Genomic DNA, 24,011 nt, shown 5'->3' on the forward strand with positions numbered 1-24,011 from the left:
GCGCCGCACACGGGAACCGAGGAGGCCCACGGTGCCGCGGATGACGGCGGAGGAGGCGCGACGGCGGTTCACCGCCGCCCGGGTGGCACGGCTCGCGACGGTCGACGAGGCGGGCCGGCCCCATCTGGTGCCGGTCGTGTTCGCGGTGCGGGCCGGGCCGGACGGGTCCGGCGCCGACGGCATCGTCATGGCTGTGGACGCCAAGCCGAAGACCACGACCCGGCTGAAACGACTGCGCAACATCGCCGCCCGGCCCGCCGTGTGCCTGCTGGTGGACGCGTACGGCGAGGACTGGGGCCGGCTGTGGTGGGTCCGGGCCGACGGCGAGGCCCGCGTACTGCCGCCGGACAGGGCGGATGCCGCCGATGCCAGTGGCGTCGCCGATGCAGCTGATGCAACCGGCGTCACTGGCACCAGCGATGCAGACGATGCTGCCGACACGGGGGATGCACTGGATGCGCTTGATGCTGCCGACACCGCCGATGCTGCCGATGCTGACGGCATCACCGACACCAGCGATGCAGACGATGCTGCCGACACGGGGGATGCACTGGATGCGCTTGATGCTGCCGACACCGCCGATGCTGCCGATGCCAGTGACGCCGCCGACACCGCCGATGCCGGCCACGCCGTCGCGCGGGACGAGTACCGGGCCGGGCTCGGCGTCCTGCGCGACAAGTACCCGCAGTACCGTGACCACCCGCCGACCGGACCGGTCGTGGCCGTCACCGTCCTGCGCTGGACCGGCTGGCGAGCGGGCCCCGCGGCCTGAGCGCCGCGCCGAGGCGCTGCGCCCGTTCGACCAGCCTCCCGCCGAACCCCTGCCGCCGTCCGGCCCGCGCCGGTGTGGGTGGTGCGGGGGTGGATCTGGTGGGTTGCCGGGGGTGGGACTGCCGCGTCGTGTGTGGAGAGTTCTCCTGTGCCTCCCGCCGAACTCCTGCCGTGGCCCGGCCCACGCCGGTGCGGGCGGTGCGGGGTGCGGGGATGGATCTGGTGGGTTGCCGGGTGGGGCCGCGACGCTGTGTGTGTGAAGAGTTCTCCCGTGCCTTCCGCCGAACCCCTGCCGCCGTCCGGGCGGCGCCGGGTGGTGCGGGGGTGGATCTGGTGGGTTGCTGGGTGGGGCCGCGACGCTGTGTGTGAAGAGTTCTCCCTTGACTCGCGCCGAACCCCTGCCGCCGTCCGGCCCGCGCCGGCGTCGCGGCTCTGGCGGCAGCTCCAGCCCGGCACCCGCCTGTTGGGCGCGCGCCGCGCGGTAGGCCCGTCCCGCCGGGGCCCGCGGTGCGGGGCGCGTGAACGGGGGCTGTCGCCGGGCACAAGACTTGTACAGCTCGTTTTCTTGAATCGTTCGCCTTTGGGGCGGTAGGTTGACCGCCATGACCGCAGCCCAGCCTCCGACCGCCGCCGACGAGCTGCGCGGTGCCGGTCTGCGCGTGACAGCCGCCCGCGTCGCACTGCTCGACGCCGTCCGGCACGGCGACCACCTCGGCGTCGACGCCATCGCCTCCGGGGTGCGCGAGCGTGTCGGCCATATCTCCCTCCAGGCCGTGTACGAGGGGCTGCACGCCCTCACCGCGGCCGGACTCATACGCCGTATCGAACCGGCGGGCAGCCCCGCCCGGTTCGAGGGCCGCGTCGGCGACAACCACCACCACCTCATCTGCCGGTCGTGCGGTGCCGTCGCCGACGTCGACTGCGCGGTCGGCGACGCCCCCTGTCTGACCGCCTCCGACGACCACGGCTACGCCATCGACGAGGCCGAGGTCATCTACTGGGGCCTGTGCCCCGGATGTTCCACCGCCCGCAGTTCCTGAGCACAAGATCCGCCCAGCCCGGAAGGATTTCCATGTCCGAGAACCATGAGGCAATCGTCACCGACCCGAAGACGGAGGAGACCGGCGGCTGCCCGGTCGCGCACGATCGCGCCCCGCACCCGACGCAGGGCGGCGGCAACCGCCAGTGGTGGCCGGAGCGGCTCAATCTGAAGATCCTTGCGAAGAACCCCGCCGTGGCCAACCCGCTCGGCGAGGATTTCGACTACGCCGAGGCCTTCAAGTCCCTCGACCTCCCGGCCGTCAAGCGGGACATCGAGGAGGTGCTGACAACCTCTCAGGACTGGTGGCCCGCCGACTTCGGCCACTACGGCCCGTTCATCATCCGTATGGCCTGGCACAGCGCCGGCACCTACCGGATCAGCGACGGCCGCGGCGGCGCCGGCGCCGGCCAGCAGCGCTTCGCCCCGCTCAACAGCTGGCCGGACAACGCCAACCTGGACAAGGCCCGCCGTCTGCTGTGGCCGGTCAAGAAGAAGTACGGCCAGAGCCTGTCCTGGGCCGACCTGCTGGTCCTCGCCGGCAACGTGGCCCTGGAGTCCATGGGCTTCGAGACCTTCGGCTTCGGCGGCGGCCGGGTGGACGTCTGGGAGCCGGAGGAGGACGTCTACTGGGGTCCCGAGACCACCTGGCTCGGCGACCGGCGCTACACCGGTGACCGCGAGCTGGAGAACCCGCTCGGCGCCGTCCAGATGGGCCTCATCTACGTCAACCCGGAGGGCCCCAACGGCAACCCGGACCCGATCGCCGCGGCCCGCGACATCCGTGAGACGTTCCGCCGCATGGCGATGAACGACGAGGAGACCGTCGCCCTGATCGCCGGCGGCCACACCTTCGGCAAGACCCACGGAGCCGGCCCGGCGGACGCCGTCGGCCCCGACCCCGAGGCCGCCTCGTTCGAGGAGCAGGGCCTCGGCTGGAGGAACAGCTACGGCACCGGCAAGGGCGCGGACACCATCACCTCCGGCCTCGAGGTCACCTGGACCAGCACCCCCACCCGGTGGAGCAACGGCTTCTTCGACAACCTGTTCGGCTACGAGTGGGAGCTGACCGAGAGCCCGTCCGGCGCCAAGCAGTGGAAGCCGAAGGACGGCGCGGGCGAGGGCACGGTGCCCGCCGCCCACGACCCCTCGAAGAAGATCGCCCCGGCGATGCTCACCACCGACCTCGCACTGCGCTTCGACCCGGTCTACGAGCCGATCTCCCGCCGCTTCCACGAGAACCCCGCGGAGTTCGCGGACGCCTTCGCCCGGGCCTGGTACAAGCTGACCCACCGTGACCTGGGCCCGAAGTCGCTGTTCCTCGGCCCGGAGGTGCCCGAGGAGACCCTGCTGTGGCAGGACCCGCTGCCGGCCGCCGAGGGCGAGAGCATCGACGCCGCGGACATCGCCGCGCTCAAGGCCAAGCTGCTCGACTCGGGCCTGACGGTCTCGCAGCTGGTCTCCACCGCCTGGGCCTCGGCGTCGACCTTCCGCGGCAGCGACAAGCGCGGCGGCGCCAACGGCGCCCGTATCCGCCTGCAGCCGCAGAGCGGCTGGGAGGTGAACAACCCGGGCGAGCTGGCGACGGTGCTGCGCACCCTGGAAGGCATCCAGCAGGAGTTCAACTCGGGCGCCAAGAAGGTCTCCCTGGCCGACCTGATCGTGCTCGGCGGCAGCGCCGCCGTGGAGAAGGCCGCCAAGGACGCCGGTCACGACGTGGAGGTCGCCTTCACCCCGGGCCGCGTCGACGCGACGGAGGAGCACACCGACGCGGAGTCGTTCGCCGCGCTTGAGCCGACCGCCGACGGGTTCCGCAACTACCTCGGCAAGGGCAACCGGCTGCCGGCCGAGTATCTGCTCCTGGACCGGGCGAACCTGCTCACCCTGAGCGCCCCCGAGCTGACGGTCCTCGTCGGCGGTCTGCGCGTCCTGGGCGCGAACCACGACAACGCGAAGCACGGCGTCCTCACCGACACCCCCGGCACGCTCACCAACGACTTCTTCGTCAACCTGCTCGACCTGGGCACGACGTGGAAGGCGACCTCGGAGGACCAGACCACCTTCGAGGGCCGGGACGCCGCCACCGGCGCGGTCAAGTGGACCGGCACCCGTGCCGACCTCGTGTTCGGCTCCAACTCCGAACTGCGCGCGCTCGCCGAGGTCTACGCCGCCGACGACGCGAAGGAGAAGTTCGTGACGGACTTCGTCGCCGCCTGGACGAAGGTCATGAACCTCGACCGGTTCGACCTCGTCTGACCGTTGCGACTGTTCCAGCCGTTCTGACGGCTGCGACCGTGCGGATGTTCCGACGGTGACGACCGGACGTCCGGGCCGGCCCACGGTGGCCGGCCCGGACGTCCGCGTACTCCCACCCCCGCCGGGACCCGGCCTCACAGGGGCTGACGGGCGACCGCCGCCAGGAACGTCCCGTACGCGAGTGACACGGCCGTCAGCGTGCCGCCCAGCAGCAGCGCCCGCGCCCGTCTCGTGCGCCAGGTCCGCACCAGCGCCAGGGCGACCGGGACCAGGAGCGGGAACGCGGGCAGCAGGAAACGGGGCTTGGACGCGAACGGCCCCGACACCGCCACCACCATGAGGACCAGCGTGCCCGCGAACACCACCAGCGGCAGCGGGGCACGCTCCAGACACAGCAGGCCGAACAGCACGACCCCGGCGGCCACGACCACCAGGGCCAGCGGATAGACGACCCCGCCGCCGTGCAGGAACAACGCCTTCAGGAAGCGCAGGGCGCCCCTGCCGAAGTCGAGGCGGGAACTCCAGGCGCTCTGCACCCGGAAGTAGCCGTGCAGCAGATCCCCGGTCCGCCGACCCACCCACAGCACATAGCCCGCCCAGCCCAGCGGGGCGAGGACGGCACCCACCCACAGCCCGGCCGGCACCCGACCGCGGCACCGCACGACCGCGTACCCGGCCGCCGCGAGCACCGCCACGGCCGCGGCGATGCCGTTCGGCCGGGACAGCCCGGCCAGGGCCGCGAGCGCACCGGCCGTCAGCCAGCGGTCCCCGAGCACGGCGTACAGACACCAGGCGGCGAGCGCGGCGAACAGCGGCTCGGTGTAGGCGAGGGTGAGGACGACCGAGTGCGGCAGCGAAGCCCACAGCGCCACCAGCGCGGTGGCGACGGCACGCCCGTACAGACGGTGGCCGATGGCGTAGATCCCGCAGGCGGCCACCACCGCCGCGCACCACGCGACCAGCAGACCGGCCCCGCCCGGGGAAAGCGGCAGCACGACCGTGGCCGCCCGGACGAGAGCCGGATACAGCGGGAAGAACGCCCAGTCGGTCTGTACGTCGCCCGTCGGGGTGATCCAGATCAGATGTCCGTAGCCGTGTGTGGCGATATGCAGGTACCAGTGGGAGTCCCAGGCGTGAGCGAGGTTCCTCGTGACCGGCCGGCCGTACAGCAGGCTGGTCACGACGACCGCGACGACACCGGTGGCGCGGACGGCGACGAACACGGCGAGGGCCTGGAGCATGCCGGCCGGGGCCGGGTGCCAGGGCCGCCGGGCCCGGCGGGCCGCGCGAGGCCACACCGGCGGGTACGGTACGGCGGGTTCGGGAAGCGGTGCGGAAGGCGTGCTCACCCTCTGACCTTGGACAAGCCCCGCACCGCACGCAATCCGGACTGGGCCCTTCTTACCCGCCGTATGCGTCCCCGGGGGGAGATCCGCCGACAGGAGCGCCCTCGGTAAGAGGCGCCCCTGAAAGCGGCCGGGGCGTCAGGGGGTGCGGGGCTGGTTGAAGCGGAGCATGTTGCCGGCCGGGTCGCGGAAGGCGCAGTCCCGGACGCCGTAGGGCTGGTCGATCGGCTCCTGGAGGACCTCACCGCCGGCGGCCCGGATCCGTTCGAAGGTGCGGTCGACATCGTCGGTGGAGAAGATCACCCCGCGCAGCAGGCCCTTGGCCAGCAGCTCCGCCATGGCCTGCCGGTCGGCCGGTGAGGCGTTGGGGTCGGCGAGCGGCGGTTCGAGGACGATCTCCACGTCCGGCTGCGCGGGCGATCCGACGGTCACCCAGCGCATCCCCTCGAAGGCGACGTCGTTGCGCACCTCCAGACCGAGGACGTCACGGTAGAAGGCGAGTGCCTTGTCATGGTCGTCGACTGCGATGAAGCACGTGGAAAGCTTGATGTTCATGCCACCGACGCTACGAGGCGGCGGCCGAATCCGCTTCTTCGATCCTGACCGGTTGCCCGCTCGGGCCGGGCCGGCCGTTTCTGACCGGGCGTGTGAAGATCTTGGCCATGCACGCCGGGATCGCGGCGCCCGCGTCATGAGCACGGGCCCGGTACGCGCTCGGGCTCTCCCCGACCAGCTCGGTGAAGCGCGAACTGAAGGACCCCAGGGATGTACAGCCCACCTCGAAGCAGACCTCCGTCACGCTCAGATCGCCCCGCCGCAGCAGTGCCTTGGCACGCTCGATACGGCGGGTCATCAGATAGCTGTACGGCGTCTCGCCGAACGCGGCGCGGAAGCTGCGGGAGAAGTGCCCGGGCGACATGAGGGCGACGGCGGCCAACGCGGGCACGTCAAGCGGCCGGGCGTAGTCGCGATCCATCACGTCCCGCGCGCGCCGCAGTCTCACCAGGTCCTCAAGCGTCACGCCCCCAGCGTCGCACGCCCCACCGACAACCCCCGCCCGACCGCATCCGCGAACCCCGTGCCACCGAACCGGCCCGGCGGCAGCCGGTCGCCGGCCTGAGCGGCTGATACCCGGAGATCGGGGCGCGTGCCGAGCAGCCTGACGGCGCGTGCCGCGGTCGGCGGTGCCGGGTGTCGGGTGGGGGCCGAGCAGTCTGACGGCGCGTGCTGTGGTCGGTGGTGTCCGGGTTTCTGGGTGTCGAGGTGCGGGGACCGGGCGGCTTCCGCGGCTTCGCCGCCATTGCGGGGCCCCGCGGCGCCGGAGCGGTCGGGCGTGTCTTGGGTTCGTGGTGTGAGGTGGTGTCGGAGTGGTCGGGTGGGGCGTGAGGCTGTGGGGTGAGACGGAGAAAAAAGGGGGTGGTCATGTGGGCGGGGGAGCGGGCTATTCTCTGACCGCAGCCAGGCGGCCTTGCGCCGTGCCCCGGGACCGTGGCGTCCCGGTGCCGGTCCCCTCTCCGCCGAGGCCGGCCCTGGCTCGGCCCCGCCCACCCGCACACCGCGCCGGTCGGCGCCCGCGCCCGGACCGCGCCGGAGGGGCGTCACGCGGCCCCGGCCGACACCCCGGTCCGCCAGGTCACCGGCGGACCGCTGCCGCGCCCGCGCCGACCACGCCGACGCAGACCGCGAAGACGGTCCAGCCGGACCACCCACCACAGGGAGAGACGATGACCAACGCACCGAGCACGGACACCCAGGCGGCAGCGGACATGCCGGCGCACGCCGCCGACAGCCACGACCTGATCCGTGTACACGGCGCGCGCGAGAACAACCTCAAGGACGTCAGCGTCGAGATCCCCAAGCGCCGGCTGACGGTGTTCACCGGGGTGTCCGGCTCGGGCAAGAGTTCCCTGGTGTTCGCCACGATCGCCGCCGAGTCGCAGCGGCTGATCAACGAGACGTACAGCGCCTTCGTACAGGGCTTCATGCCCACCCTCGCCCGCCCCGAGGTCGATGTGCTCGACGGGCTGACCACCGCGATCATCGTCGACCAGCAGCGCATGGGGGCCGACCCGCGCTCCACCGTCGGCACCGCCACCGACGCCAACGCGATGCTGCGCATCCTCTTCAGCCGCCTCGGTGAGCCGCGCATCGGCCCGCCCGGCGCGTACGCCTTCAACGTGCCCTCGGTCCAGGCGAGCGGTGCGATCACCGTCGAGCGCGGCGCCAAGAAGACGGAGAAGGCGACCTTCAGCCGCACCGGCGGCATGTGTCCGCGCTGCGAGGGCCGGGGACGCGTCTCCGACATCGACCTGACCCAGCTCTACGACGACAGCAAGTCGCTGAGCGAGGGCGCGCTGACGATCCCCGGCTACAGCATGGACGGCTGGTACGGCCGCATCTTCACCGGCTGCGGCTTCTTCGACCCGGACAAGCCGATCCGCGCGTACACCAAGAGGGAACTGAACGACCTCCTCCACAAGGAGCCCACCAAGATCAAGGTCGACGGCATCAACCTGACGTACGAGGGGCTGATCCCGCGGATCCAGAAGTCGATGCTGTCGAAGGACATCGACGCGTTGCAGCCGCACATCCGGGCCTTCGTGGAGCGGGTGGTGACCTTCGCCGTCTGCCCCGAGTGCGACGGCACCCGGCTGACCGAGGGCGCCCGCTCCTCGAAGATCGAGGGGATCAGCATCGCCGACGCCTGCGCGATGGAGATCCGCGATCTCGCCGAGTGGGTCCGCGGCCTCGGCGAGCCGTCGGTGGCCCCGCTGCTGGCCAAGCTGAAGCACACGCTGGACTCGTTCGTGGAGATCGGCCTCGGCTACCTCGCGCTTGACCGGCCGTCGGGCACGCTGTCGGGCGGCGAGGCGCAGCGCGTCAAGATGATCCGCCACCTCGGCTCCGCGCTCACCGATGTCACCTATGTCTTCGACGAGCCCACCGCGGGCCTGCACCCGCACGACGTCCAGCGGATGAACGACCTGCTGCTGCGGCTGCGGGACAAGGGCAACACCGTGCTGGTCGTGGAGCACAAGCCGGAACTGATCGCCATCGCCGACCATGTCGTGGACCTGGGTCCCGGCGCCGGCACGGGGGGCGGCACCGTCTGCTTCGAGGGCACCGTCGAGGGGCTGCGGGCCTCCGACACCGTCACCGGCCGCCACCTGGACGACCGTTCGGCCCTGAAGGAGACGGTGCGCAAGCCCACCGGCGCGCTGGAGATCCGCGGCGCGTCGGTGAACAACCTGACCGGCGTCGACGTGGACGTCCCGCTCGGTGTGCTCACCGTCGTCACCGGTGTCGCCGGGTCCGGCAAGAGTTCCCTGGTGCACGGCTCGATCCCGGCCGGCGAGGGCGTGGTCTCGGTCGACCAGAGCCCGATCCGCGGGTCGCGGCGGAGCAACCCGGCGACGTACACCGGGCTGCTCGAACCGATCCGCAAGGCGTTCGCGAAAGCGAACGGCGTCAAGCCCGCGCTGTTCAGCGCCAACTCCGAGGGCGCCTGCCCCACCTGCAACGGCGCCGGGGTCGTCTTCACCGACCTGGCGATGATGGCGGGCGTCTCCTCGCCCTGCGAGGACTGCGAGGGCAAGCGGTTCCAGCCGTCGGTCCTGGAGTACACGTTCGGCGGCCGTGACATCAGCGAGGTCCTCGCGATGCCGGTGTCCGAGGCCGAGGAGTTCTTCGGCTCGGGCGAGGCGCGTACCCCGGCCGCGCACCGGATCCTCACCCGGCTCGCCGACGTCGGGCTCGGCTACCTCACCCTCGGCCAGCCGCTCACCACACTCTCCGGCGGCGAGCGGCAGCGCCTCAAGCTGGCCACGCACATGGCGGACAAGGGCGGCGTCTACGTCCTCGACGAGCCGACCGCCGGCCTGCACCTCGCCGACGTCGAGCAGTTGCTCGGCCTGCTGGACCGGCTCGTCGACTCCGGTAAGTCGGTGATCGTCGTCGAGCACCACCAGGCGGTCATGGCGCACGCCGACTGGATCATCGACCTGGGCCCCGGCGCGGGCCATGACGGCGGCCGGATCGTCTTCGAGGGCACCCCGGCCGACCTCGTCGCGGCCCGCTCCACCCTCACCGGCGAACACCTGGCGACCTACGTCGGCGCCTGACCGGCCCCAGGCGGTCCCCGCGGTACGGCTCCGACCACCCGACGCCCGCCGGTGCCCCGGCGGGGGCCGGGCGGTCGCCCGCCGCGATCACCGTCCGGCTCGGCAACACGCTCACCACCGCGTACGCGGCCGCTCGGCGCGGGGGAGCGTCAGCGGCCGTGGGCCTCGCCGGGTCCCTCGGCCGGGCGGGCAGGCTGCGCGATGGCGCGGTACTCGGTCGGGGTCATCCCCAGAGCGGTGCGGAAGGCGCGGGTGAAGTCGGACGGCGCCGGGTAGCCCCAGCGCGCCCCGATGACCGCGACGGGGACCGTGCGCTGCGCCGGGTCCGCCAGGTCCCGCCGGCAGCGGGCGAGCCGCTGCTGCCGGACGAACTCGCCCATCGTGATGCCGTGCTGCTGGAAGACGCGGTGCAGATAGCGGGTGGAGACGAAGTGCGCCGCGGCCACCGTGTCCGGCTTCAGGCCGGGGTCGTGCAGATGGGCGACGAGGAACGCGCTGATCTCCTCGAACAGCGCACGCCGGCGCGACTCGGCCGGAAGCACGTCCTGCCGCCCGCCGTGGTGGGCGAGCAGCGCCGCCGTCAGGTCGACCGCGGTGTTGCCCAGCCGGACGGTGTCGCCCGGGGTGAGATCGCCGTGGGTCTCCACCAGACCGGTGAGCATCAGGCTCAGCAGCCGTCCCACGCCTGTCCGGGCGTTCAGGACCGTGCCGCACAGCGGCGCCACGTCCTTCTCCGGCAGTGGCACCAGCCTCCTGGGGAACTGGAGCAGCAGGGTCCGCGTCCCGCAGGGCGGCGGGCCCGAGACGGCGGTGAACGGCCGGGAGCTGTCGTACAGCACCATGTCGCCGGGGCCGAGCGCGGCGCTCGATCTGGCCTGTTCGATCTCCTGCCGGCCCGCGACGGTCAGCCCGAGCTGGTACAGCTCCGGATCGGACTGCCGGATGAGCCGGGCGGTGCGCCGCGACGACAGCGGCGAGTACGACATCACCGACAGCTGGACGGGACCGAGTGCCAGCGTCTGGATCCGGGCGCTCACCTGCTCGGGCTCCCGGGCGCGGAAGCTGATGAGGGTGGTCACCAGGGCGAGGCCCGTGACCTCGGTCCAGGCCGCCGTCCGGTCGGCGGGCCGTACACGGGCGGTGTCCAGCACTGTGGTGAGCATTCTTCTCCCGGATGACGCCGTGTCAGATGGTTGCGGCGCGCGGTCGGTGCCGGCCCGCCGCGGTCGTGTCCACGATGGTCCCCGGTGGACGACGCTCCCGCACAGTGCGCTGCACGCCAAGCCGAGTGCGCTCCACGCCCAGGGCGGCCGGGCGCCCGGATGGCAGGCTGGGCGCAGCCCGGTGGCGCGGTACGGGGGGCCGCGCCGCCCCGCACCGGCGTCGGCCCTGTCGGCGGGGCCGAGTCGGCGGCGGCCGGCGCCCGGCCCACGGCGGCCGGAGGTCTGCCCTGACCGGTCGCCGAATGTCACACAATCGGTGAATCGATGTGCTTTTGTCGTAGGCTCGGTGCCGTCGCTCCAGCGGTGCCTCCAGGGATGCGAAGAGGTACCTGCTTCTGGGGCTGTAGGTCTGAGCCACCGATGATCATGGACCGCTACCCGCCCATTGCCGGCCACGGCCTCGTCGGCGCCCCGCAGACCGCCGCCCTGATCTCGTTCCAGCGTGGCGTCGACTGGTTGGCAGCTCCCCGGTTTCCCTCGCCCGGTGTCGCAGCCGCCCGGCTCGCGCGTCCGCCCGCACGGGGGCGGACACGCCGACGGATCAGCGGGCGCGGGGAGCCTGCTGGGTACTGATCCGCGGTCGGGCCGTCATGGGCCGCCGGCGCCGCCGTCGCGGGCGGTCCGGCCTGGGCGGCGTTGATGCGGCGTCGCGGGGCGAGCAGCCACCAGACGAAGCATCCGGCGCCCGCTGCCCGGCGAACGGCTCTACGGCCTGCCCGCCCGCCGGGGCCGCAGCGCAGACGAGTCGGGGCCGCCGTCCATGCCTCGCGCCGAGGCCACGGCGGTCGCCGCGCGTACCAGTGCGGCCACGCCCCGGCTGCGAGAGTTCTCGGGCCAGGCGATGACGAGCGTGGCCGGTGGACAGTCCTCGATCGGAACGTAGGCCACGGCCGGCCGGGGATACGCGGCCGCGACCGAGCGGGGCAGGACGGCCGTCGCCTCGCCGAGACCGACGAGGGTGAGCAACTGCGCGAGGTCGTGGACCCCTTGCTCGCCGATGGCGCGCTCCGTCTGGTCGTCGACCTCGTCGAAGCCGACGCCGAGGTCTGCAAGTCGTACCCGGCGGGAGGCGGCCAGGGCATGCCGGGCCGGCAGCGCGGCCACATGCGGTTCGACCGCGACGACATCCGTGTCGATCCCGGCCCGGTCCCGGGGCGCGAACATCAGCGCCGCGTCGGCCTCGCCCGAACGCAGCAGCCCGATGTGCTCGCCCCAGCCGCACAGGCGCACCGCCACGGGCTCGGCATCGGGCTCGGCGGACACCGCGGCGAGGATGTCCTCCAGCAGTCCTCCGTCGGCGTCTGCCTTCACGGCGAGCAGCAGCCTGCCGTCCGGCGCCGCCGCACGCACGGTGCGCCGGACCGCCGCGTCAAGGGCTTCGAGCGCGGGCCGAGCACCGGCCAGCAGAACCGCTCCGGGCTCCGTCACCTCCACCCTGCGCGTGGTCCGCTCGAACAGGCGCACGCCGAGGTCGGCTTCGAGCGTCTGGATCGCACGGGACAGCGCGGGGCCGGCGATGCCGAGCCGCTGGGCGGCGCGCGTGAAGTTACGCTCCTCGGCCACCGCGACGAAGTAGCGCAAGATCCGGGACTCCGCTGCCATGGGGGCATTATGTCCCGACCGGCAACGAGATCAATGCCCCCGTGTTCATAATCCCTGCTTGATCGATCATTCCGCGCGATACGGCCGCGGACCATGCTGAGACGAGCAACGTACGGACGGCTCCGACGCCGGGCAGAACGGAGAAAGCTCATGCGAGCAGTCACCATCGAGCAGTTCGGGGCGACCCCGAAGCTCACGACGCGGCCCGTGCCCGAGCCGGGCCCCGGCCAGGTGCGGATCACCGTCGAAGCCGCGTCGGTCAACCCGCTGGACGCGGCCATCGCCTCCGGCTCCCTGTCCGCCCTCGGCGCGTACCGGTTCCCGCTCACCCTCGGCATGGACGGCGCGGGCACGGTGACCGCGACCGGTGACGGCGTGACCGAATTCGCCATCGGAGACCGCGTCTTCGGCCAGTTCTGGGGCCGGCCGCTCCAGTTCGGCACCTTCGCCGAGGTCGCCGTCGTTCAGGCCGCTCCCGCGCTCGGCGCACTGGCCGCCGTCCCGGACGGCCTGCACAGCCATGTGGCCGCCGCGATGCCGACCTCGGGCATGACCGCACTCGGCGCGATCGACCACTTGCGGGTACCGGACCACGGCACCCTGCTCGTCCTCGGCGCGACAGGCGGGGTCGGCACCTACGCCGTCCAGATCGCCGCGGCCCAAGGGATCCGGGTCATCGCGACGGCGTCCGCCCGACTCGCCGACGGCATACGGAAGCTGGGCGCGGCCGACATCGCCGTTCGGGGCGAGGAGCCGGTCGACCAGGTGCTGCGCAGGCTCGCACCCGACGGCGTCGACGCGATCCTCGACGCCGTCGGTGACCGTACGGCCAACGCCAGGGTGGCCGGCGCCGTACGCGACGGGGGCGCACTGTTCTCGACCGCCTTCGGCCTGGACGAGCACCTCCTTGCCCAGCAGCGGATCCGCACCGCGAACTACCGTCTCGACCGCAAACCCGAACGCCTCGCCGGCCTCGCCGACCTGGTCACCGCGGGCACGGTCCAGCCGGTCATCGGCTCGCTCCTTCCCCTGACGGAGGCACCACGCGCCCTCGCGGGCGACATCACCCCCTCAGGACTGCGCGGCAAGACCGTCCTGCAGATCGCCTGACGTCGGCCGAAGCGACGCGCGTTCCAGGTGCATACCGCAGCCCCTCGCCGACCGCATGCTCACAGCCAGTCCCGTCGCTTGAAGATGACGTACAGGCCGGCGCATACGATCCCCATCAGGACGATGGCGAAGGGGTAGCCGAGTGCCCAGTGCAACTCCGGCATGTGTGTGAAGTTCATGCCGTAGATCGTGCCGACCAGGGTCGGGGCGAACAGGATGGCCGCCCAGGACGAGATCTTTTTGACCTCCTCGTTCTGTTCGAAGCCCGCTTCCGCCAACGCCCGCATCTCTGCGTTCTGTTGCTGGGTGACGAGCGTCGCGTTGACGGTGAGGATCTCGGTGAGCGCCTGACGGAAGCCGTCGACGCGTTCGCTGGTGTGGGTGACGTGGTCGGCGACGTCCCGGAGGTAGCGCTGTAGTTCCTCGTGTGTCTCGTACTTGGCGAAGCCGGCGATGAGGCCGTGCAGCATTCCGACCAGGGGGCGGGTGGCGCGCTGGAACTCGACCATCTCGCGAGAGAGTTCGTAGATGCGGCGGGAGACCTCGGGGTCACCGCCGAACACCTCGGTCTCGATCTCGTCGATGTCGTTCTGCACACCCGACACAACGGGCGCGTACCCGTCGACGACCGCGTCGAGTATCGCGTACAGGACCGCCTCCGGGCCGAGCTTCAGCAGGTCGGGGGAGTCCTCCATGCGGGCGCGGACCGCCGATAGGTCGGGGGCCGCGCCGTGCCGGACGGTGATGACGAAGTCCTGGCCGACGAACACATGCAGCTCGCCGAAGTCGACCTCCTCCGGCGCGTCGAGATAGCGGGCGGCGCGCAGCACGACGAACAGGGTGTCGCCGTACCGTTCCAGCTTCGGCCGCTGGTGTGCCTCCATCGCGTCCTCGACCGCCAGCGGATGCAGGTCGAACTCCTCGGCCAGGGAAAGGAGTTCGTCCGCGGTGGGCCGGGCGAGGCCGATCCACGCCATGCCGGACGGCTGCTCGCGCAGCTCGCGGTAGATCTGCGCGAGCGTGGCCGGCGAGGAGACACGTACCCCGTCGCGGTACAGGGCCGACTCGACCACGCCGGCCGGTTCGGCCGGCTCCGCGGGGGCCGGCCCCGGCGTACTCGCGGAAGGTTCGGCGGCCGGCGGCTGCCGTGGGGGCAGGGCACGGCGCCGACCGGAGCGTGCGGTCCTGGAGGCGGGGCGGGCGCGTCGCTCGGGCATCGCGGCTGCCTCTCGTCGAGCATGGGTACGGCGTGATCTCCGAGCAGGATATACGGGGCAAACGGACCGCAGGGCGGCGCCCGTCCACACGGTTCGGCGCCCGAAGGGGCGCGGGGCCGTGTCGATATGCGGCTCCGCCGCGACGGGGCCCCGGGTCGGGCGAAGCCGAGCACGTGGGGGAGCGGCCGGCCACGACGGTGCCGCGGACGGCCGACGGCACATCGCGGCACCCCAGCGGAGCGTTCAGCGTGCGGGGCATGACCAAGCGGAGCACCACACGGGCGGCGGCCCCCACCCTCGGCACCGCGAGCTGAACCGCGCGACCCTCGACCGTCAGCTGCTGCGGACCCGTTCGCCCCTGTCCGCCGGGGCCGCCCTGGAACACCTGATCGGGCTCCAGGCCCAGAACGTCAAGCCCCGTACCACGCGCTCGCCGCCCGCCTCGACGGCTTCGCCCCCGAGCAGCTGTCCACCCTGCCGGCCGGCCGTGAAGCCGTCCGTATCGTCACCCTGCGGTCGACCGTCCCCACCCACACCGCCGACGACTGCCTCACCCTGCGGCCCCTCGTCAAGCCCGCCCGGCACCGCGCGACGCGGGCAGTTGGATAGGGAGGCGTTGCGGGCCGCTCGTGGAGGCCCGCAACGCCCCCCTGGCTCTCCCTGAGGGGTACTCAGGAGTTCGTGTCCCGGGTGCGAGAACCCCGCCCGGCTAGGAGTTGACCTGCGCGGTCACCAGGTCGGAGAAGGTGGTCAGCCGGGTGTACACCCCCGGGTAACCGGCGCGGGCGCAGCCCTCGCCCCAGGAAGTGATCCCTGCCAGGACGCCCCCGATGAGCAGGGGACCGCCGCTGTCGCCCTGGCAGGTGTCCACACCGCCGGATGTGTATCCGGCGCAGACCATGTCGGTCTGGACGAAGTCCGAACCGTAGGAGGTACCGCAGCTGGAGTCGGACACCACCGGCACGGTCGCGGTCCGCAGCTGGTTGGAGGAGCTTCCGCTCTCCGAGGTGGTGCCCCAGCCGAGGACGCGGGCCGTGGTGCCGGCCGCGTACACACCCGTCTGGGAGGAGGAGACGTACGACGCCGCGGTGTACGGCATGGACGTCGACAGGGTCAGCACGGCCACGTCGTCGCCGTTGGTGGCGTCGGTGTAGCCCGGGTTGACCCAGATCTTGCTGACCTGGCCGACCGTGCCGTTGGTGCCGTTGAGGTAGGTCCGGCCGCCCACCACGCGCACGCTGCCGGTGGTTTCGCCGACCATGCAGTGCGCGGCCGTGACCACCTTGGTGGGGGACACCAGGGTGCCGCCGCAGAACTGGTTCTGCGAGGCGTCGGTGATCTGCATCATGAACGGGTACGCGGTCGTCGTGGTCGTCGTCCCGCCGACGATGGGCCGCGGGGCCGCGAGCGCCGTGGGGGCGGCGAGCAGCGCGGTCGCGGCGCCGGCGGCGGCCACGAAGGCGGCTGCGGTCCTTCTTGCGCGGGTGAGCCCGAACATGGGTCTCCTCAGTGGGGGGTTGCCGGTGGGGGCGCGCGGGTGGGGGGTGGTTCATGAGGGCCGAGGGACCCACCCCCATGTGCCCGGGCGAGCGGCACGCCCTTACGCTAGGACCCGGAGCCCACAACTCCAATGAGGGAACCCCCTAAGGGAGTAGGGCAGGGAAAACCCTCGGTCGGGCCCAGTGAAGCGGCGGTGTTCTCACTTCGCTCGGCGGCCCGCCGCCAATCGGACGATATCCACCCGCGAACGGATCCCGAGCTTGCGGTACACCCGGGTGAGGGTCGCCTCGACCGTCTTGACGCTGACGAACAGGCGCGCGGCGATCTCCCGATTGGTCGCGCCCTCCATGACGAGAGCGGCCACTTGACGCTCCGTCGGGGCCAGCCCTTCGAGTCCGTCGGGGCCGGCCGGCGCGACGGGCGGCTGCGGATCCGGTGCGGTCAGCGCCTCGTCCACCCGGCGCAGCCAGGGCAGCGCACGGCAGCGGCGGAAGAGCCGGGTGGCCTCGTCGTACGCCGCCGCCCGTCCGCGGGCCGCCTCCGGGGTGTCCGGGTCAGGCCGCCGGGTGCGCAGCGCGGCCAGCGCGAAGGCGGCCCGGGCCTCCTCCAGACCGTAGCCCAGTTTGGCGAGCCGGTCCTGAGCGGAGGTCAGCTGGGAGAGGGCGGCCTCCCGTTCGCCGCGGGCGGCGCGCACCAGGGCCTCGGCCCGGTCCAGGACGGCGAGGACGCTCTCCCGGCCGAGCCGCAGCGCATGCTCCCGGGTGACGGCGATGACGTCCTGCGCCTCGTCGGGTTCACCGATCCGGACGAGCGCCTCGGCGAGGTCGCCGTGCCAGCGGCCGCGCGCCGGGTCGGTGATGCCGAGGCCCAGCTCCAGTTCGCGCACCCGGCGCAGCGAGCGGACCGAGGCCGCCGGGTCCCCGGCCACCAGCTGGGCGTACCCGAGTGCGCCCAGCGCCCGGGACAGATACATCTGGTCGCCGTCCTCCTGGGCGTGCTGCACCGCCTCCCGGGCGAGCGCCAGCGCCCGGTCCACGTCTCCGCCGGAGGCTTCGGCGAGCGAGGTGAGCATGGCGGAGGCGGTCTCGCCGATGCCGGAGTCCCGGGCCAGCCGGAGGCCTTCGCGGGCCAGGTCGAGGGCCCGGCCGCAGTGCCCGGAGCGCAGTTCGGTCTCGGCGAGGCCGCGCAGGAAGTGCACCTCGCTCTCCACCGATCCGCGCCGGCGGACCTCGCGCAGCAGTGCGGTGACGGTCGCCCGTGCCTCGGTGAGCTGGTCGCCCATGACCAGCCAGCGGAACCGGGTACTGCCCGCGCCGTTGTGATGGCAGGCCACCGCCGGGTCCTGAGGCTCCTTCAGGGCGCGTTTGATGGTGGCGGGCGCGTTCGGATGGCCCATCAGGGTCTCGGTCTGGGCCTGGAAGGCGAGGGAGAGCAGTTCGGTGCGCCGGTCGCCGCCGCGGGCGGCCAGCTCCGCCGCGTGCGCGGCCGCCTCCCGTGCCTCGGTGAAGTCGCCCTGCACGATCACCCCGCGCCAGGCCAGCTGGTAGTGGACCAGGGCGAGCAGCCGCGGGTCGTCTCCGGCGTCGGCCAGGGCCTGCGGGAAGACCGAGTCGACCTCGCTCATGGTGTGACCGGCCGTGTCGATCACGATGATCCAGGCCCGTACCCGGTCGGCGGGCACGGTCGTCCGGTTCAGCACCTCGTGGGCGATGTCCCGGGCGAGATCGAACTCGCCCGCGGTGATCGCGTCCTCGGCGGCCTGCAGCCGGCGCTCCTCGGGCCCCGGCACGGTGTCGGCGGGGCTGTGCCGGGCGGCCAGCAGGCCGAGCTGCGCCGCCACGGAGGGGGCCCCGCGGTCCCTGGCCTGCGCGGCGGCCTCGGCGAGCCGGCCGGCGACCTCCGGGTCGGTGCCGGTGGTGGCCAGCGCGAGGTGGCGGGCCCGCTCGATCGGGTCGCAGGCCGCGGTGGACAGCGCGGCGTGCGCGGCCCGCCGCTCGGCCCCGGGCGCCTCCGCGTACAGGGCGGCCGAGATGAGCGGGTGCGCGAACCGGATGGCCGGCCCGGCGGGGCCGTCCAGGTCGGTGGCCAGCAGACCGAGTTCGGCGGCCTGGGCGCATTCGGCCTCGGCGTTGTCGCGGCCGGCCGCGAGCAGCAGGGCGGGCGTGGGGCGGGCGCCCGCGCTCGCCACCAGCAGGGTGCGGCGGGCCTCGACCGACAGCATGTCGAGGCGGCTGAGCACCAGGGCGCGCAGCGAGGTGGGCACGGGCAGCGGCTCGCCGGGCCGCGGCGGGGTCGGGCTCTCGGCCAGGGCGCGGCCCAGCTCCAGGGCGAAGAGCGGGTTGCCGCCGCTGGTGCGGTGAATCTCGCGGACCGTGGAGCGGGACAGCCGGTGGCCGCGGTGGTCGAGCAGCGTGGCCACCTGGGTACGGGAGAGCGGGCCGAGGCGTACGGCGACGGTGTCCGGCGGGGACACGCGTAGATAGCGGTCGTACTCCTGCCCTTCGGTGCGCAGGGCGCACAGCAGTTGCACCGGGGTGCCGCCGAGCCGGCGGGCCGCGAAGCCGAGGAGTTCGGCGCTGGCCGGATCGAGCCACTGCAGGTCGTCGGCGACGATCAGGACGCTGCCCTCGGCGGCGAGGGCGCGCAGCGCGGACAGCACCGCGAGGCGCAGGGCCAGGCCGTCGCGCTGGAGGGAGGACTCGGCGCGGCCGGTGAGGGCCGACTCCAGGGCGGTGCGCTGTGCCGCGGGCAGCCGTCCGGAGACCTGGTCGAGGACCAGTCCGAAGAGGTCGGCCAGCGCGAGGAACGGCAGGTGGGATTCGGACTCGGTGGCGGAGCAGCGCAACACGGTGCGGGCGGCGGCGGCGTATTCCGTCGCCAACGCGCGCAGGACGGTCGATTTCCCTATTCCGGCGGGGCCGTGCAGCAGGACGCTGCCGCCCGAGGTGAGCTGGCCACGGGCCGCGGCCAGCGGTTCGTCCCGGCCGAAGACCAGGTCGGGGCGGCATCTCGCAGGCTCCTGGAAGTCCGGTCGCACGGTCGCCGCTCCCCTCGTGTCGTGTCCGGACCAAATTCTAGGCAATGATCATTGGAATTCGGACGGAAGACGTGGTGAGGGAAATAACAGCCCCTAGGGAATTCAAAGATCCGTCCCAACGAATGGACGGGCTCCCGGCTACGGCAGCAGCCCCGCCCGGCGGGCCGCCGCCACCGACTCGCCACGCGTGTGGGTGCCCAGCTTGCGCATCGCCGAACGCAGATAACCCTTGACCGTCTCGGGGCGCAGGCCCAGGCGGTGCGCCACGGCCGCGTTGGTCGCGCCGGCGGCCACCCAGGCGAGGACGTCCAGTTCGCGCGGTGCGAGACGCGCACCCCGCGTCGGCTCCGACGCCGTCAACAACCCGCAGGCGGCGAGCAGTTCGGCCCGCAGCGCCGGGTCGGCGAGCTTCGGCGCCAGGGCGCGCAGCGCGGCGTGGGCCTCGCGCACCTGCTCCCAGCCGGGACCGCGCGGAACGCGTCCGCCGTCGGCCGGGCGGCGCTCGGGGCGGGCCGCCGCCAGCAGTCCGTGCGTCTCCTCGCGCACCACGAGCGCCTGCTCCACGTCACGGGCCGCGGCCACCGCCGCGCTCAGGGTGCGGTCGCCCAGCGGTTGCGCCGAGCGCAGCGCGCCGTAGAGCACGCCCCGCACCCGCCGGCGCACCACCACCGGCACGGCGAGCATCGAACGCAGACCCTCGGTGGCCACCGGGACGTCGTACTCGTGACTGATCTGCCGCGAGGAGGAGTAGTCCGTCACGGCGCACGGCCGCGCGAGGGCCACCGCCTTGCCGCCGAGGCCGTTGCCCGAGGTCACGGCGAGCGCGATCAGCGCCGGCGTGGACGTGCCGGTCAGTTCGCTGATGCGCACCCTCGGCCGGCCTGCCTCCACCAGGCCGCCGAAGGCGACCGGCAGCCCGGTGACACGCCGCAGCCGGGCCAGGGCACCCCTGATCTCCACCGCCCCCGCGACATCCGCTGCCACCTGTTCGCCCCTTCACCTCGGCCCTTGTGCGCTGCACACCCCCGTTCGGGGGTAGTGAGACCTGCATCACGGATTAGACGATGCCAGGGAGCCGTCCGGCAATGGCCCGGCACCGAGGGGAGTGAGCAGGAGAGGCGGCCGGTACCGGCCGACGTGCCCCACGGGCGAGCGACCGGAGACACGGAGACGCAGGGAGCACAGATGACGACGGCGACGAAGCTGTCCCGCAGGGCACGGGACTTCCTGCCGGCACACCGCGCCGACTGCGCCCCGGGCTACGAGGGCTGCGCCGCGGCCTACGAGGTCTGCGCCCCGGGCTACGAGGGCTGCGCCCCGGGCTACGAGGGCTGCGCCGCGGCCTACGAGGACTGCATCGCGGCCCACGAGGGCTACGCCCCGGTCTACGAGGGCTTCGCGGGGTCGCGCCCGGAGGACTTCGACCGGTCTCCGGACCGGTTCGACGTCGTCGCGGACGGCAACGACCGGACCGCCCCGCACACCGTCGAGGAGGACGGCGCCGGGGCCCGGCTGCCCTTCGCCGAGCTGTCCGACCGGGTCGCGAAGTGGCCGTGCTCGCGCCGGGTCGCCGCCGGGGACCGCGTCCCGGTCATGCTCGGCGACCAGGCCGAGCTGTGGGGGACCGCGCCGGCCGCGGTGAAGCGGCGCGCCGTGGTCGTCCCGGCCGCCTCGCTGCTCGGTCCCGCCGACCCGCGCCACCGCGTCGAGCGCGGCCGGGTCCGGTACGTGCTCGTCCGTACGGCCGGCACCGGCACGTTCGCCGACGGGCCCGGCGACCGTACGCGCATCGCGGCCGACGGCGCCCCGGCGGGCCGGCAGCCGTACGAGGACGCGTACGCCGCGGCGGCCGACTTCACACCGGACGGGCCCACGCTCGCCGGCGAACCGCTCAACCCCGAGGTCATCGAGGAGGCCCGCCGGTCCCGGGGGCGTCACCGTGCACGACGGCTTCGGGCAGACCGAGCCCGTACCCGGGCCCGACGTCCCCTGGATCACCGCTTTTCGAACGCGGATCGCGGCATGTGTGTGACGGCAGGCTTGACAGTAAGAAGTGGAGGAGAGCGATGCGGGTTCCTATGACGATTGCGGACTTCCTGGACCGGGCGGAGCTGGGCTTCGCCGCCAGCCCGGGTGTGATCGACGAGCCGAACCAGCCCGCGGCGCCGGTGCCGGCCGCGACGTACGGACGGCTGGGCGAGCGCGTCCGGGCATGGCGGGCGGGGCTGGACGCGCTGGGTGTGGGGGAGGGCGAGCGGGTGGCGGTGGTCAGCCACAACTCGGCCCGTCTCCTGGAGTTGTTGTTCGCGGTGCCGATGAGCGGGCGGATCTGTGTGCCGGTCAACTTCCGTCTGAAGACGGAGGAGATCGAGTACGTGGTGCGGCAGAGCGGTGCCTCGGTGCTGCTGGTCGACCCCGAGGTCCGGGACACGGTGGCGGACATCAAGACAGATCACCGGTTTGTGCTGGGGGAACAGACGGAGAGCGAGCTGATGCGGTTCGGCGTGGAGCCGCGCCCTTGGTCCGATCCGGACGAGGACGCCACCGCGACGATCAACTACACCTCCGGAACGACCGCACGTCCCAAGGGAGTTCAGCTCACCCACCGCAACATCTGGGTGAACGGGCTGACCTTCGGCCTGCACACCCGGGCATGGGAACGGGATGTGTATATGCACACCTTGCCGATGTTCCACTGCAACGGCTGGGGCATGCCGTTCGTGATGGCCGGGCTCGGCGTGAAGCAGGTGGTACTGCGGAAGGTGGACGGGGCAAAGATCCTGCGGCGGGTGGACGAGCACGGTGTGACGCTGATGTGCGGTGCGCCGGCGGTGTGGAACGCGGTGCTGGACGCGGCGGCGGGCTGGGAGGGGGAGGTCCCCGGCCGGGACCGGGTGCGGATCGTGTGCGCGGGGGCGCCGCCGCCCAGCCGGATGATCCAGCGGGTGGAGGAGGAGCTGGGCTGGGAGTTCACGCAGATCTACGGGCTGACGGAGACCTCACCGGTGCTGACGTTCAACCGGACACGGCCGCAGGACGACGGGCTGCCGGCGCGGGAACGGGCGCGGAAGCTGTCGCGGGCGGGGCTGCCGGCCCTGGGGGTGAGGCTTCGCGTCGCGGACTCGGGCGAGGTGCTGGCGCGGTCGAACGTGGTCCTGGACGGCTACTGGGACAAGCCGGAGGAGACGGCGGCGGTGCTGGAGGACGGCTGGTTCCACACCGGGGACGGCGGGTCGATCGACGAGGCGGACGGGCATCTGACGATCTCCGACCGGAGGAAGGACGTGATCATCACCGGGGGTGAGAACGTCTCCTCGATCGAGGTGGAGGACACGATCTTCAGTCATCCGGCGGTGGCGGAGGTGGCGGTCATCGGGGTGCCGGATGCGAAGTGGGGCGAGACGATCAAGGCGTTGGTGGTGCCGGCCGAGGGCGCCGAAGTGTCCGAGACGGAGATCATCGCGTACTGCAAGCAGCGCTTGGCAGGCTACAAGGCCCCCACCTCGGTCGAGTTCCGGGACGCGATCCCGCGTACGGCGACGGGAAAGATCCAGAAGTTCAAGTTGCGCACACCGTACTGGACGGGCCACGACCGGGACGTCAACTGACTCTCTCCAACGGCATCCGGCTCGGCCGTTTCCCGTGGGGTCCGCAAGGTGGGTAAAGAAAGGCGACATTAACTGTCGGGTTTTGGGTCGAGCATGGTCACCGGTCGGCGTCGATGGCGGACGTGGACCAAGCCGTACAGGCAGAAGCCGTACCGACACAAGCCGTACCAGAGAAAAGGACCTTCATGGGATCGCTGCCGGACACATCGACACCCGACCTCCAGGGAAAGATCACGCTGGTCGCGGGGGCCACACGGGGTGCCGGGCGCGGCATCGCCGTACAGCTCGGCGCGGCGGGTGCGACGGTCTACGTCACCGGCCGCACGACTGCGGAACGACGCTCGGAGTACGACCGGCCGGAGACGATCCAGCAGACCGCGGAACTCGTCACCGCCGCGGGCGGAACCGGCATCGCGGTGCCGACCGACCACCTGGTGCCCGAGCAGGTACGTGCGCTGGCCGAGCGCGTCGACGCCGAACAGGGGCGGCTCGACGTGCTGGTCAACAACGTCTGGGGCGGCGAGCGGCTGTTCGAGTTCGAGAAGCCGGTGTGGGAGCACGACCTCGACAACGGACTGCGGCTGCTCCGGCTGGGTGTGGAGACCCACGCGATCAGCAGTCACTTCCTGCTTCCCCTGCTGGTGCGGCGACCGGGCGGCCTCGTGGTCGAGATGACCGACGGCACATCCGCGTACAACGCGACGAACTATCGCAACTCGTACTTCTACGATCTGGTCAAGAACAGTGTGCTGCGCATGGCGTTCGTGCTCGCACACGAGCTGGAGCCGCACGGTGGAACGGCGGTGGCGCTCAGCCCGGGCTGGCTGCGTTCGGAGATGATGCTCGACACGTTCGGCGTCGCCGAGGAGAACTGGCGCGACGCGCTGACCACGGTGCCGCACTTCTGTATCTCGGAGAGCCCGGCGTACGTCGGACGCGCGGTCGCGGCCCTGGCGGGCGACGCCGATGTCGCCCGCTGGAACGGCCAGTCGCTGTCCAGTGGGCAACTCGCGCAGGAGTACGGCTTCACCGACCTCGACGGCTCGCGCCCGGACTGCTGGCGCTATCTGGTCGAGGTCGACGCCGCAGGCAAGCCGGCGGACGCGACCGGGTATCGGTGACGGGAAGACCGCTCACGGGCCGCGGCGGCCCTACCGCGGCCCGTGAGCGGGCCATCGGTC

General features: G+C 72.5%; 15 protein-coding genes and 3 pseudogenes. 9 read left to right on the top strand and 9 right to left on the bottom strand.

The annotated features are described in order from the left end of the window. Positions 1 to 31: 31 nt before the first annotated feature. The 3 genes and pseudogenes from ABT245_RS03335 to katG form a co-directional block, all read left to right on the top strand. Positions 32 to 382: pseudogene (locus ABT245_RS03335) on the top strand (TIGR03668 family PPOX class F420-dependent oxidoreductase); the annotation flags it as partial. 991 nt (positions 383 to 1,373) lie between these two features. Next, the gene (locus ABT245_RS03340; protein ID WP_351728076.1) at positions 1,374 to 1,811 is read left to right on the top strand and encodes a Fur family transcriptional regulator; all 438 of its coding nucleotides are present in this window, start codon (positions 1,374 to 1,376) and stop codon (positions 1,809 to 1,811) included. Positions 1,812 to 1,843: 32 nt separating this feature from the next. Beyond that, entirely contained in the window at positions 1,844 to 4,066 is a 2,223-nt protein-coding gene (katG, locus tag ABT245_RS03345; protein WP_351728077.1) for a catalase/peroxidase HPI, read from the top strand. Positions 4,067 to 4,200: 134 nt separating this feature from the next. Here katG and ABT245_RS03350 read toward each other — a convergent pair whose 3' ends face one another. From ABT245_RS03350 to ABT245_RS03360, 3 genes are all read right to left on the bottom strand, one after another. Continuing rightward, positions 4,201 to 5,415: a putative hexosyltransferase gene (locus ABT245_RS03350; RefSeq protein ID WP_351728079.1), complete on the bottom strand. Its 1,215-nt coding sequence runs from the start codon at positions 5,413 to 5,415 to the stop codon at positions 4,201 to 4,203. A 135-nt stretch (positions 5,416 to 5,550) separates the two neighbouring features. After that, on the bottom strand, positions 5,551 to 5,967 hold the full coding sequence (locus ABT245_RS03355) for a VOC family protein (protein WP_351728080.1): 417 nt from the start codon (positions 5,965 to 5,967) through the stop codon (positions 5,551 to 5,553). Positions 5,968 to 5,977: 10 nt separating this feature from the next. After that, on the bottom strand, positions 5,978 to 6,433 hold the full coding sequence (locus ABT245_RS03360) for a helix-turn-helix transcriptional regulator (protein WP_351728082.1): 456 nt from the start codon (positions 6,431 to 6,433) through the stop codon (positions 5,978 to 5,980). A gap of 703 nt (positions 6,434 to 7,136) precedes the next feature. Here ABT245_RS03360 and ABT245_RS03365 point away from each other — a divergent pair. Continuing rightward, positions 7,137 to 9,533, top strand: a complete 2,397-nt coding sequence (locus ABT245_RS03365) for an ATP-binding cassette domain-containing protein (RefSeq protein ID WP_351728083.1) — start codon at positions 7,137 to 7,139, stop codon at positions 9,531 to 9,533. Between the two features lie 149 nt (positions 9,534 to 9,682). Here ABT245_RS03365 and ABT245_RS03370 read toward each other — a convergent pair whose 3' ends face one another. Both ABT245_RS03370 and ABT245_RS03375 read right to left on the bottom strand, forming a co-directional pair. Next, positions 9,683 to 10,696, bottom strand: a complete 1,014-nt coding sequence (locus ABT245_RS03370) for an AraC-like ligand-binding domain-containing protein (RefSeq protein WP_351728084.1) — start codon at positions 10,694 to 10,696, stop codon at positions 9,683 to 9,685. 765 nt (positions 10,697 to 11,461) lie between these two features. Next, positions 11,462 to 12,358 (bottom strand): LysR family transcriptional regulator, encoded by an 897-nt coding sequence (locus ABT245_RS03375; RefSeq protein WP_351728086.1) that lies wholly within the window; start codon positions 12,356 to 12,358, stop codon positions 11,462 to 11,464. 150 nt (positions 12,359 to 12,508) lie between these two features. On the opposite strand from ABT245_RS03375, the gene ABT245_RS03380 reads away from it, so the two are divergent. Then, positions 12,509 to 13,468 carry an NADP-dependent oxidoreductase gene (locus ABT245_RS03380; RefSeq protein WP_351728088.1) on the top strand — a complete coding sequence of 320 codons (960 nt, stop codon included), beginning with the start codon at positions 12,509 to 12,511 and terminating at the stop codon, positions 13,466 to 13,468. Between the two features lie 59 nt (positions 13,469 to 13,527). Here the strand turns inward: ABT245_RS03380 and ABT245_RS03385 are convergent, their stop codons facing one another. After that, on the bottom strand, positions 13,528 to 14,685 hold the full coding sequence (locus ABT245_RS03385) for a magnesium and cobalt transport protein CorA (RefSeq protein WP_351728089.1): 1,158 nt from the start codon (positions 14,683 to 14,685) through the stop codon (positions 13,528 to 13,530). Positions 14,686 to 14,942: 257 nt separating this feature from the next. Here ABT245_RS03385 and ABT245_RS03390 point away from each other — a divergent pair. Beyond that, a pseudogene (locus ABT245_RS03390) lies at positions 14,943 to 15,273 on the top strand (DNA glycosylase AlkZ-like family protein); the annotation flags it as partial. Between the two features lie 121 nt (positions 15,274 to 15,394). Here ABT245_RS03390 and ABT245_RS03395 read toward each other — a convergent pair. The 3 genes from ABT245_RS03395 to ABT245_RS03405 all read right to left on the bottom strand — a co-directional run bounded on the left by ABT245_RS03395 (position 15,395) and on the right by ABT245_RS03405 (position 20,206). Further along, a complete protein-coding gene (locus ABT245_RS03395) occupies positions 15,395 to 16,183 on the bottom strand; it encodes a S1 family peptidase (protein WP_351728091.1) in 789 nt (262 codons plus the stop codon). Positions 16,184 to 16,384: 201 nt separating this feature from the next. Beyond that, positions 16,385 to 19,222, bottom strand: coding sequence for an ATP-binding protein (locus ABT245_RS03400; protein ID WP_351728092.1), 2,838 nt, complete (start codon positions 19,220 to 19,222; stop codon positions 16,385 to 16,387). A 138-nt stretch (positions 19,223 to 19,360) separates the two neighbouring features. After that, the gene (locus ABT245_RS03405) at positions 19,361 to 20,206 is read right to left on the bottom strand and encodes a helix-turn-helix transcriptional regulator (RefSeq protein ID WP_351728094.1); all 846 of its coding nucleotides are present in this window, start codon (positions 20,204 to 20,206) and stop codon (positions 19,361 to 19,363) included. A 372-nt stretch (positions 20,207 to 20,578) separates the two neighbouring features. On the opposite strand from ABT245_RS03405, the pseudogene ABT245_RS03410 reads away from it, so the two are divergent. The 3 genes and pseudogenes from ABT245_RS03410 to ABT245_RS03420 form a co-directional block, all read left to right on the top strand. After that, positions 20,579 to 21,115 (top strand): annotated as a pseudogene (locus ABT245_RS03410) (AMP-dependent synthetase); the annotation flags it as partial. Between the two features lie 173 nt (positions 21,116 to 21,288). Next, on the top strand, positions 21,289 to 22,830 hold the full coding sequence (locus ABT245_RS03415) for an AMP-binding protein (protein ID WP_351728095.1): 1,542 nt from the start codon (positions 21,289 to 21,291) through the stop codon (positions 22,828 to 22,830). A gap of 185 nt (positions 22,831 to 23,015) precedes the next feature. Then, positions 23,016 to 23,951, top strand: a complete 936-nt coding sequence (locus ABT245_RS03420) for an SDR family oxidoreductase (protein WP_351728097.1) — start codon at positions 23,016 to 23,018, stop codon at positions 23,949 to 23,951. Positions 23,952 to 24,011: the final 60 nt, after the last annotated feature.

The sequence above is a fragment of the Streptomyces sp. NPDC001508 genome (assembly GCF_040298665.1).
Classification (GTDB): domain Bacteria; phylum Actinomycetota; class Actinomycetes; order Streptomycetales; family Streptomycetaceae; genus Streptomyces.